The organism is Nevskiales bacterium (assembly GCA_035574475.1).
Classification (GTDB): domain Bacteria; phylum Pseudomonadota; class Gammaproteobacteria; order Nevskiales; family DATLYR01; genus DATLYR01.
This window is the reverse complement of sequence record DATLYR010000064.1, coordinates 1-11815: the sequence shown is the minus strand read 5'-3', so window position 1 is coordinate 11815 and position 11815 is coordinate 1. Positions and strand designations below refer to the sequence as shown.

The 11815-nt window shown below is 63.1% G+C and carries 6 protein-coding genes; 2 read left to right on the top strand and 4 right to left on the bottom strand.

Annotated features, from left to right (window positions below; genetic code table 11):
• From VNJ47_03730 to VNJ47_03715, 4 genes are all read right to left on the bottom strand, one after another.
• A partial coding sequence (locus tag VNJ47_03730) for a DUF1156 domain-containing protein (GenBank protein ID HXG27942.1) occupies positions 1-3152 on the bottom strand: 3152 nt, incomplete at its 3' end.
• Entirely contained in the window at positions 3149-3730 is a 582-nt protein-coding gene (locus VNJ47_03725; protein HXG27941.1) for a hypothetical protein, read from the bottom strand. The genes VNJ47_03725 and VNJ47_03730, both read right to left, overlap by 4 nt.
• Positions 3731-3775: 45 nt before the next feature.
• Entirely contained in the window at positions 3776-4660 is an 885-nt protein-coding gene (locus VNJ47_03720; protein HXG27940.1) for a nucleotidyltransferase, read from the bottom strand.
• A gap of 9 nt (positions 4661-4669) precedes the next feature.
• Positions 4670-8251 (bottom strand): helicase-related protein, encoded by a 3582-nt coding sequence (locus VNJ47_03715; protein HXG27939.1) that lies wholly within the window; start codon positions 8249-8251, stop codon positions 4670-4672.
• Positions 8252-8380: 129 nt separating this feature from the next.
• Between VNJ47_03715 and VNJ47_03710 the strand changes: the two genes are divergently transcribed.
• Both VNJ47_03710 and VNJ47_03705 read left to right on the top strand, forming a co-directional pair.
• Positions 8381-8650 (top strand): hypothetical protein, encoded by a 270-nt coding sequence (locus VNJ47_03710; GenBank protein HXG27938.1) that lies wholly within the window; start codon positions 8381-8383, stop codon positions 8648-8650.
• Between the two features lie 536 nt (positions 8651-9186).
• Positions 9187-11815, top strand: a 2629-nt coding sequence (locus VNJ47_03705) for a cysteine peptidase family C39 domain-containing protein (GenBank protein HXG27937.1), incomplete at its 3' end; no start/stop codon positions are given.

The following is an 11815-nucleotide window of genomic DNA, read 5'->3' as shown; positions in this document are numbered from 1 at the left end:
TCCAGGATCGAACGTTCCTCGGCGCCGGGTTCGTTCATTTCGATCAGCGCCTGAAGCAGCTGCGCAAAGATCGGGCTGCGGCGCAGGCCGCGCGCGTCCAGATAGTCGTTGACCTTGACGACATCGCCGGCCGCCCACAGCTGCATCAGCTTGTGCACCTGGTCGATCAGCGGAATCGCGCGGCCGCTCGCGGTCTCCACACCCAGCGAGCGGTGCTTGCGGGCGCGCCAGTCCTTGAGCTTGTACTTGCCACCACCGCCGGATGATGTGGCCTCCTCAGCATCGCCTTCTTCGTCGTCTTCCGACGGCTCCTCGTCCTCGGCTTGCGATCCACCGCCACTCTTTGCCAGCAGCTCATACTGGTCGACCAACTCACGCTCCGAGAGGCCGCAAGACACGGCGTAGAGGATGCACGGGCCCGCCGGCGCCTCCTTGAGGCCAAAGTCGTTGCGATGCAGCAGGTAATAGGTGGTCACGTCATCCAGCGGATGATCGCCGGGCGTGGGCTCCGAGGCTCCGTGCGAGAGCACGCGGCCGACGACGAAATCCACCACAATGCGGCGCACGTGGCCGAGGAACTCGGTCACCGTCATCAGGCGGCCCGGTTCGGACGCCTTCTTCACCGCCGGGTAGCGGCTGTAGGCCTCGAGCGCCGGGCCAGTGGCGGCCCAGATGAAGTCCGGGCCACGGATGCCGGCATCCCAGAACTCGCGCAGCCGCTGCGTGATCTGGGCCTGCATGTCCTTCAGCACCTGGGTATCCCAGCCCGCACGGGCCAGCGGATCGCGCTTTTTGCAGACCAGCCAGACGGACGAGGACAGCGCGGCCGACGATAGCGAACGAGTGCGGGCTTCACGCTCGGTCTGGATCGGCCAGCTACCGTCCACCACGAAGCCGGCCTTAATGATGGCACCCACGAGGGTTTCCCAAGCATCGGGATGCTTATGTGCAAAGACAATCACCAGCCGTCCATTCGGCTTCAGCGCGGCATGGCAAGCGGCAAAGGCCCTCGCCATCCCAGCCTCGTAGTTGCGCTTGGAGGCTTCCTTGTCACCGCCGAACCGAGATGCGTCGTCGATCAACTCTCCGTCATTGGCCTCATGGTTCCATTTAGGCGCGAGCGGCTCGGAAAAGGCTGCGTCTATCGCTGGGGAAAGCCCCGATAGAGCCCTGCGCAGCCAAACGTAGAAGAAGTCCATGAGAACCGCGTATCCGATCGCGTCGTAATACGGCGGGTCTGTGAGCACCACATCCAGATCGGTCAGCTGCTGAGAAATGGCAGATGTTCGTAGGACTGTGGGCGAGGGGGCATGCTCACAGGCTGAAAGCGCGTGCTCCACAACCTGGGCCACCCATTCGACTGCCTGAATGAATCCACCTGACGAATCCGCATCCGGCTGAAGCTCGGCGTAATCCCATGCCATGGGCAAGGCGAACCGGGAAAACGTGTGCCCCAACTTTTCGGCGTTCGTTTGCCAAGTGGTGATCATGCTGCCACGGTCGACCAAACGGCTTATGCACGCAGCTAAGTAAGCCCCAAGTGCCTCCGGCCAATAGGCAGGGTACATGCCACGCGCAGCTTCAACGGCACGTCTCAATGCGTCGATATATGTCGCCGTGGAGAGAAGCTGTCTGGCGCTGAACAACTTGTGCCATTGGTCAACGCCGTAGGTCACGCACCAGGTGTTTCTCTTGGCGTCTTCAATAATTCTCTCGGTGGGCAAGCCATAGGGGAGAGCGGCAAAACGATCGCCAAGGCATTCACGCGCGTTGTTTGCACATTCAATATCCAAATTTGTGGGCAATCGATATTCCTTGCCCGAGGGTCCATCAGCAATTACGGCGGTCAAGATTTCCCCGAGACGATCCGCCATGCCCTCAAGCTTTAAATCGTCCATGGTCATGATCGTCCCGCAGCAGGGGCAGGTCACCCCCGCCCGGCTCATGGTGCCGGCGCCCAGCCTCTTGTCATGCTCGCGCTTTTGCGCGGCGTTGCCGCCTTTGACCGGCGCATCCGGGTCGATGCCGAAGACGACGCCGGTCTTGTCCTCGCGCGGGCGCATGGTGAGCAGCACGCGCTTGTTGTCTTTCTTGGCCAGCCACCGGGTCTTGAGCAGCGGCACCTCGGCCCGGCAGGCCTTGCAGCGCACGGTGCGCGCCCAAAGGTAGGCCACGGTGGGCTTGGCGATCCAGCGCGGATTGGCGGGGTTGTCCAGATACGCCGCATCGAAACCGGCATTGAGAAGCTCCACCTGCGGCTCGCCCGCGTCGTTCACCGGCACGAGCTTGAGGCGCTCGCCCGTATCCAGCGGCACGACCCGGTAGGGCTTGACCGTGCAGTACTCGGCATAGGTGGGATAAAAGCGCGCCAGGTCCTTGCGCGCGGCTTTCAGCACCCAGCGGCCCCAGGCGCGCACATGCCAGGCGAGGTCCGCGTCGAGTTCCCCGGCATCCAGGTCCGGCAGTCCAAAAAAATCCGGGTGCTCGCGGCGCGCAGTCTCCGCCTTGCCGGCCGCCTGCCGCGCACGCCGCTCGGCGTCTTTGGGCCTGAGGCCGCGGGCCTTGAAGTAGTCGGTCAGAAAGGCCGCATCCTCGAGCGCAAAGTCCGGCAGCCGGCGCTTTTTTCCGGCGAGCTTCTGCGGATACTCCAGCGTGCACTTGAGGATGAACCAGGCCACCGGGTTGATATCGACCGCGGTGACCTCACACCCCAGGCGCATCGCTTCGAGCGGAATCGCCCCACCGCCAGCGAAGGGATCCAGCACCTTGGGCGCGCGCCCACCGTAGGCCTTGCGGATTTCCTGCCGGAACCAGTCCATCTCCGGCCCGGATTCATTGCCCCAGTGCAGCACGCCGCCTTCGGTCTCCCAGGCCTCGATGTCCTCCACCCGCCCGTTGGGCATTTTCTTTTTCTTGGTGGTCTTCTTGAGTGTTCCACCCAGGCGCTTCAAGATTTCATCGCGCTTTTCTTTGTCGCCGGGGTCCGGCAAAAGCGTCGCGATGAGCGCCGCGCGGCTGGCGGCCAGCGGTCGACGCGCAGGCCAGATGTGTAGCGTGGAGATGTGGCCATGGCGCACGTTCTTCTCGTGCACCGAGTCGATGGACGTCTGCTTGAGCGGGAAGGCGACTTCGATCAGGCGTTTATCGTTCATTGTTTTTCCTTCTTCAAGGCGGCATCGAAGTCCAGCAGATTCTTCGCTACGCGCGTCAACGTGATTTCGCCACGGGTTTCCCGCCCGCGGCCGGTAAAGTAATCCCCGCTTAGCCGCGCGTCCTTCGCTTCCATCGAAATTGCCAGCGTGCAGACGCCACGATGGGTGTGCATCGTCGGGGTGGCGAGGTTTCTGGGCTCGCACACGTATTCGTACTTCAGCCCGATATCTCCCGGCTGCTCTTCGTAGAGCGCCGCCATCGTCGTGTGGGAGCGCGATTGCTCGGTCTCGAGATCGATGGCCATGCGCGTCCACGTCTGGCGCACGCGCATGACGCAAGGCACACTGGTTCCGCCGTTGTGCGAGGTGGTGATGGTCCCGACCCAAGTGCCATTGAGATTTTTCAACGTGGAAAGCCAGCGCCAGCCCCAGCGCTCATACATAAACACCATCCCGCCGTAGATCGCACCTACTGAGAGCGCGGCTGCATCGATATACCCAGCCACAGGCGGCAGCATGGCCAGCTCACGCAGAAGACTAGCCGCACCAATGGCCAGAGCGCCGAAGGCGAAATACACCTTCGGTCCTCGGAAAGGGTTGTCAGATGCGTACCCGTGCATCGGCTATCTCCACTGGTTCCACATCTGGATCAAACCAGCAATGAAGGCGCGGGCGTTTGCCTCGGTCCACCGTCCGTCACTGAACAGGCGCTGGATGCCGTTCTGGCAGACGAAGTTCGTGAGGTCCGCGCTACTCAGCCAGTTCACGACGTTGACGAAGGTGTCAGAGTGGCTGCTGCCAAACTGCTGGTCTGGCACGTTGTAGAGCAGGCACTCGATGGCATGGGAGGATGCCGCCCCGCTCCCGATCAGGCCGTTGTCCTCCATCCAGCCGCGGGCGTTCTTGAAGATGCGGACGGTCGGCTTGTACCAGTTGCTCGTTCTGCCGTGCTTGGCCACCCCGTTCTCATAAGACTGAGTCGGAAAACTGGTGACCTCGTGATTACGTTGAACATCCCTCAGCCAGATCCCAGACGCGTAGTCAACTGCACCTGATTGAGTCTTGTAATACAGCCGATACTCCAAGCAGGGAACGACATCGGCCGGAATGTTGTTGGTCGTCCTCGGAATCTTGATGCTCTTCCCGCCTTCGGTGATGTTGTGATTCGGGAAGGCACGCCGGATGGTGCTGGAGACGTCGCGCCTGAAATCGGCAAGCGTATACGTCGCCGGGCTGCTATGCCCTTCAACGATGCCTTTGGTGTAAGCATCCAATAGGCTGTAGTCAGGCATGTAGGTCTCGTTGAGCCTGACCACTACATCCACGTCGCTGTCACCACGGATGTTCGTACTGTTGCGGTATGACCCCTGAAGAAACACATCGAAGTTCCGGACCGACAGCGTGGCATCAGCTTGCAACGCGTCTCGGATCCGCTGATAGATCGCGGATGCGGACGTCACTGCCCCCTGATGCGACCAAGTTTCCAACTGGCTTTCGGGAATTGCCATGCTTACTCCTTACTCCGACGCGCTGCGAACGATGTCGCTGTAGCCGATCACCACGCTGCCACGTGACTTGGCGATCAGCTTGGCAAAGGGGTCCTGCACCCTCAGCAGGCGGGGCTGGGCACCACCGCAATCGAACACGGCGTACAGCCAGTAGCGCTCGCGCAGGATGCAGGCGCGCGCCCATTCGTTTTCGGTCAGCTCGATTTCGCCGACCCCCACACGCCCTTTGACTTCGATGCCGCGCTCCTCGCCCGGCCGTTTGGAGAGCAGGTCAAAACCTGGGTAGTCCGTGAGCCCGGCCAGGCGGGCTTTGTCGGGCGTTGACACGTCGCGCACGTCTGCACCCTGCGCTGATTCAAAGGCGATCGCCACTTCCGTGGCGATGCGCTCGACCTCGGCGTCGCGCGCCTTGATGTCTTCGGGATCGGTAGAGGGCTGCACCAGCGCGGTGGCCAGAATCTCGATGCGGCCGGGCTGGATCAGTTCTACCTCGCGGCGCGCCTGGATCAGCGCCTGATCGCGACGCTGCGCAAGGCTTCGCTGTTGCGCCTTGATCCGCTCGAGTTCTGCTGCCGCCGCCCGGTTGCCATCGCGGGCCTTCTCGGTGAAGCGCTTGCGCGCGGCAGCCAGCTCCGACTCCTGGTAGTCGAACGCCAGTTGCAGATACTCCTGGGTCTCCGCGAGGCGCTGGGTCGCTTTCATGCGCTGTAGATCAGCCAGCTGGCCGACGACTTCGCGCTGAATGTGCTCCTGCGCAGCCAACCGCCATGTGTCGCTTTGGGCGAGAAACACGACGCTGCCAGGACTGGGTTTGTCTGTGGGTTTGAGGAGCAGCAGGTGCTCGACGGGCGCCTCGATCAGCCGGCCATCGGCGTATTGCTTGAGGCCGACGAGGCGTTGTTCGATGACCTCAGGCTGGAGAAACGCGGGCACGCCGGGATCCACGCCGCGCTCCACGCTGACGCGGGCGACATGGAATAGGTAGGGTGCGGTGGCACTGACGTCAGTGAAGATGGCGCCACGCAAGGCATCGTGACGGGCGCGCGCAATGGCTAGGGCCGAGAGACGTTCGAAGACGGGCTCACCCGGATGCAGAAAGACAGCATCACGCCCGTCGTCCGGGCGGTACACGGTGAAGCGGTTGCGCGCCGACTCGGGGTAGGTCTCGAGCACCGGGAGGAGACTGTCGAGCACCCCACGCTTGCGTGGCCGGATGAAGAAGACACCCTCGAGATCGCCGACAAGGTCGATGCCAATGACCGGCGCGGCGTGCTCGAGATACCGGCGGACATACCCCGGCAACAGGCGGCGCATCTCCTCGATGGCCATGGCCTCGCGCAATTGGGGCAGGTCCATGCGGACGTCGCCGCCCTTGCCGTAGAGGGACGCCTCGCGGGCCTCGATGGCCTTGACCTGCTCCGGCGTGAGCTGGCCGGCGAGTTCGAGCGCCTTCTTGTCCGCCTCGTCATCCGACTCGATGGCCCGCTGGATGTACTCGGTGATGGCCATGCCCTCGAAGATGCGGCCGACCACATCGAACACCTTGTCCGACCCGAGCTGCTTGCGGATTTCCTCCAGCTTGTCGAGCAGGGTCTTGATGACCCGGCCTTCTCGCGTCTTGCCCGCCACGAGGTTGATGATGGCCACGCGGTCGCGCTTCTGGCCGTAGCGGTGAATCCGCCCCATGCGCTGTTCCAGCCGCGCCGGATTCCAGGGCACGTCGTAGTTGATCAGGATCCAGCAGAACTGCAGGTTGATGCCCTCGGCCGCCGCGTCGGTGCCGATGAAGAAGCGGGCCCCTTTGCCATTGGCGTCATGAGGTCGCCGGAAGCGCTCGACCTGAGCGTCGCGCTCTTCGAAACCTAAGCCACCGTGGATGTAGGCCACTTGGTCGGCGTAGCCCATGCCCTCGAGGCGCCGGACGAGAAACTCGAGTGTGTCGCGGTGCTCGGTGTAGATGATGACCTTCTGGTCACGATACTGCGGCGAGCGCAGCAGTTCCGCCATCCGTTCGAACTTCGACTCTTGGCCGCTCGCGTGAACGGCCTCGGCGAGTGCGATCAGCTCCTGCACCTGGTTGCGCTCGTCGATGAGCTCCGCAAGGCTGGTGGCGATGAAGGCGCCCAGCGCCTCGGCCTCGCTCTCCTCGTGCTCTTCGACGCCTGCCGATTCGGTTTCCTCATCGGCGGTCTTCGCGGCCAGCACGTCCACCAGCCTTCCTTCACGAACCTTGCGGTTCAGGCGCTCTTGCTGGCTGCGTAGATCTTCCTCAGGCACCCGACCGGATTGGATGTCGTCGATCAACGTATCGAGCTTCGCCAGGCGATTGCGGAAAGAGCAGAGCAGCGCCCAGGTGCTGCTGGCCATGCGCCGCTGGAACACCGTCATGGCGAACCGCGCGGCCTGGCGGTTCAATAGCCGCGCCTGGTTGTAGTAATGGCGGATGTATGCGGTCGTGCGGTCGTAAAGCGCCTGCTCGCTGATCTGGCCTTGGGTGAGGTCGTAGCTCACCGTGTCGCAAAGGCGCTCGGGATAGAGCGGCTTGCCACGGAGGTCGACCATCTCCTCCTTGACCCGGCGAATGAAGTAGCGCTCGCGCGACTCGCGCGGGAACTTGGCGAAGGCGGTCTCGGTACTGAACAGCTCCGGCTCCAGCAGCCGCCACAGGCAGTAATACGGATGCTCCTTGCCCATGTGGGGCGTGGCGGTGAGCAGCAGCAGGTGGTGGGCCGCCCACGGCATGTGCCACTCCTCGGGCAGCTCGCGCACCCCGGCGATGGCCTCGGCCAGCCGATACCGGTCTGTCGCCCTGAACGTCCCATCCAGGTCGCGGTTCGCCGAGAGCTTGTGCGCCTCGTCGAACACCACCAGGTCGTAGGGCACGACCTTTGGATCGCGCAGCGCGTTGAACAGCCTGGCGCTACGCAGGCTGTCGATGCTCACCACGACGAGGTCACTGCCGGCGCCGATGAATGGATTGCCTTCCTTGGCATCGTTGCCGGTCACGATCTTGAACGGCAACTGGAAGAGTTTGTGCAGCTCGCGGTACCAGTTACCCACCAGACCGGCTGGCGCCACCACCATGACACGGCGGATCGTCCTGCGTGACAGACTCTCGCGGACGTAGAGCCCGGTCATGATCGTTTTGCCGGCGCCGGCGTCATCGGCCAGCAGGAAGCGCAGGCGATGCTGTGGCAGCATGCGCTGGTAGACCGCGATCCGCTGATGCGGCAGCGGGTCGATCTCGCTGATCTCGGTGGCGAATGCCGGATTGAACAGGTGCCCGTAGGAGAGCCGCTCGCCCTCGACGAGCACGCGCAGCGCGTTCGCGTCGCCGAGGAAATCAAGCCGAGGCGTTGCATCGCCCTTGTCGGAAGCCGCCGTACTCCCGCTGGGCTCCTCCACCTCCGCCAGATGTCCGCCTGACCGACCCGCAAGCGCCTGCAACTTGGCCTGCCCCATCGCGGAGGGCCTGGATTGACCGTTCTCCCACCGATTCAGCGTGACGAACGAGACACCCAGCAGCTCGGCGAACTGCTGCTGGGTGAGGGCTAGTGTCTTGCGAAGATGGCGGATCTGCTCCGGGCTCATGACGCATTCGCGTGCTCTGTTGGCGATTTTATATCACACGATATATCGCTACAGCAAGAGCACGCGTCCTTGGCTTCGGCTGCCGGTGGCGCCCTGATAGGGGTCTCATCCACTCTCGGGACCGCCCCCATGACCGTCCACCATCGCCTAACCGTCGCCCAGTACGAAGCCGCCCGACGCGCGGCCACGCGCCCAAGCCGGGCGATCGAGCCGCTGCCCTCAAACATCAGAGGGGCCGCCAAGCAGTCCGTGCTGACGGCACTGGTTGCCCGAGGCTACGCCGTCAAGTGCTTCCTGCCGGGGCACGTCGAGTACGTCCTGACGGACGCCGGGCTCGCGCTCTTCCTCAACAGAGACGTGGCCGCAGGGGCCCCTCATCATCGCGCCCAATTCCGCTGACTTACCCGTTGCTCGTAGATAGCGGTTGGACGTACCGGTAAACTCCACCACCATTTCCAATCAGGGACTTAGGATTTTCCTCGGTCCCTTTTTTATTTCCGACTGTGCCAGATTTGTGCCCTCGATCCGGCGCGCCGCCTCCCACCCGGCCGACGTGCAAAGTAGCACGGCGATGATGTGCTGATCGCTTGCACCGAGAGCAGGGTCTGTTCCGGTGGTTGCATTCCCGCGATTTTTGTCTTAGGGTCGGCGCACACAAGGATGTGCTGTTCAATCAGGGGCATCCAGGGAAGGCATGCCCGTCAGCTCACGCATCCTTCCCGCAGAATTTCCGATGAGCTCGGCATACAGGGAGGTGTGCGGTGGGTATTCCAGTCTGGCGTGGGATTCGTTGCGGATATGCGCGGGGGGCTGGGAAGCCGGTATTGCGCCTGCTGGTTTGCATAGCGCTTGCCGCGCCAATGACAGCGGCAAACGCAAGTACCAACACCGCTGAAAATCCCCCTGTCCCCGCAGACGCTCCCCGGATTCTGATCGTGCCCGGCCTGGGCGAGCCATTGGTGTCCACCGGGCCCACCACCGCAGAGGAGGATCGCGCCCTCGCGCTGGCGGTGCAGACCTACCGCCAGCCGCAGAATCCCGCGCTGGATTATCCGCTGCTCTCCGCACCACTGGCGGCCTTTGTCGAGGCTCACCCGCAATCCGCCTGGAATACCGCGCTCCTGGCCAATCTTGGCATCGGCTTCTATCAGGCCGGCTACTTTTCGCGTGCGATCGAATCCTGGCGGCGCGCCTGGGCCACGGGTCGGCACGCCACGGCTCCCGAGGCCAGGGTATTGGCGGATCGTGCCCTGGGTGAGCTGGCGCGCATGTACGCGCGCTTGGGATACGCGGAAAAACTGCAAGCGCTCCTGGCCGAGGCCGACGAACGTGCGGTCAGTGGCCCGGCCACTGAAACGCTTGCGGGTGCCCGCGAGGCGTTGTGGTCCATGCGCAACGATCCGGGCATGGCATTTTTGTGTGGTCCCAGGGCGCTGCAGAACCTGCTGCTGGCCATGGACAGTGGCACTGAGCAGGCGGATTTTCTGGAGGCGCTGCGCTCTGACCACAATGGATTCACTCTGGCCGAGGTATCCGAGTTCGCGCGTCAAGCCGGCCTGTCTCACCAGATCGTTCATCGTCTGCCGGGTCAGCCGGTGCCGGTACCGGCCATCGTGCATTGGCGGCTTAATCACTTCGCCGCCATCGTCAGCGAGAAAGACGGGCTTTATCAGGTCCAGGACCCGACCTTCGCCAGTGGCGAGCTGTGGATGACACGCTCGGCCATCGACACCGAGGCGAGCGGATACTTCCTGGTGCCGGCAGCGCGTGTGAATCGTGCCTGGCGGCAGGCCGCCCGCAGCGAGGTCGCAGCGGTCTACGGCATGGGCCTGACCGGCAACAACGACCCCAATGCCACCAAGCCCAACGACGAGAAACTGCATGACTGTAGCGTCAACGCCGGTATGTGCGGCTACAACATTCATGCAATGACGGTGAGCCTGAACCTGACCGACGCCCCGGTCGGCTACACGCCACCGATCGGGCCGGATATGCGGGTCACGCTGACGTATAACCAGCGTGAGGCCAACCAGCCGGCAACCTTTGGGTTTTTTAACGTGGGGCCGAAATGGACCTTCAACTGGCTGTCCTACGTGCAGGATTCGCCAGCCTCGCCGGGCAGTTCGGTGCGCCGCTACGTGGCAGGCGGCGGCGCTGTGGTATACACGGGCTACAGCAGTTCTACCGGCGCCTTCGCGCCTGAAGTGCAAGGGAGTGCGCGACTGGTGCGAATTCCGGCGACAGGTCCGGCGATTCGTTACGAGCTGCGCATGCCGGACGGTGGCAGGCAGGTTTTTGCCCATGCCGACGGTGCAAGCAGCAGTCCGCGCCGCATGTTTCTGTCGCAGGTGGTGGATGCGCAAGGTAACGCTGCCACCCTGAACTACGACAATCAGCTGCGCCTGACGTCGGTTCGCGACGCGACCGGCCGCGACACGGTCTTTTCCTACGAGTTGTCGAACCGGCCCCTGCTGGTGACTCGGATCACCGATCCTTTTGGCCGTTCCGCACGCCTGGCGTATGACAGCCAGGGCCGCCTGGTTTCGATCACCGATGTTCTTGGATTGGTGTCGTCCTTCGAGTACGACGCCAGTTCCCTGATCGTGGCAATGACCACCCCCTACGGCACCAGCCGGTTCCAGCGCGGCGGCAACGACAGCAACTTCCGCTGGCTGGAGGCAACCGATCCGATGGGCTACACGGAACGCCTCGAGTATCGGCACAGCGCGCCGGGCATCAGCGACAGCGATCCCGCGGCAACGGTGCCCGTTGGTATGGCGGTACGAAACCAGTACTTGCAGTATCGCAACAGTTTCCACTGGGACAAGCATGTTTATGCCACGCATGGAACGGCCAACTATGGCCAGGCACGGCTGACACATTGGCTGCATGAAGGTTCTACCAGCCTCACGGCAGGCATCGCCGAAAGTCGCAAGAACGCCTTGGAGGGACGGGTCTGGTACACCTATCCCGACCAGACTGACGCACTGCGCACTGGCTCACTCGACAAGCCTGCGCAGGTGGGCCGGGTACTCGATGACGGCGCCACGCAACGCACATCGGCGACATATAACAGTCTCGGGAATGTGACCAGCCGCACGGACGCGGTCGGGCGAAGAACCTATTTCGATTACGCCCCCAACGGCATTGACCTGCTGAGGGTTCGCCAGCAGATCTCGGCTTCGGATACCGCGATCATCGCCAGTTTCACCTATAACGATCAGCATTTGCCCCTGACGGCCACGGATGCCGCGGGGCAGACCACGCATTACGCCTACAACGCTGCAGGCCAGCTGACCGCGGAAACCAATCCACTCGGTGAAGTGACGCGCTACGAATACGATGCGCTCGGTTATCTGCAGCGTATCGTCAACGCCAACGGCGTTACCGCCCTCGGCCTGACCTACGATGGCTACGGCCGCATCGCCAGTCGCACGGATGCGGAAGGTCATACCTTGCAGTATCAATATGATGACCTTGACCGGCTCACGGCCATCCTCTACCCGGATGGTACTCGCGAGAGCTTCAGCTGGGACCGGCTGGATCTTGTGGCGGTGACGGATC

Excerpts from the sequence above, each read along its gene's own strand:
- VNJ47_03715 (HXG27939.1), bottom strand. The coding sequence starts at position 8,251 with ATGAGCCCGGAGCAGATCCGCCATCTTCGCAAGACACTAGCCCTCACC.
- VNJ47_03710 (HXG27938.1), top strand. The coding sequence starts at position 8,381 with ATGACCGTCCACCATCGCCTAACCGTCGCCCAGTACGAAGCCGCCCGA.
- VNJ47_03720 (HXG27940.1), bottom strand. The coding sequence starts at position 4,660 with ATGGCAATTCCCGAAAGCCAGTTGGAAACTTGGTCGCATCAGGGGGCA.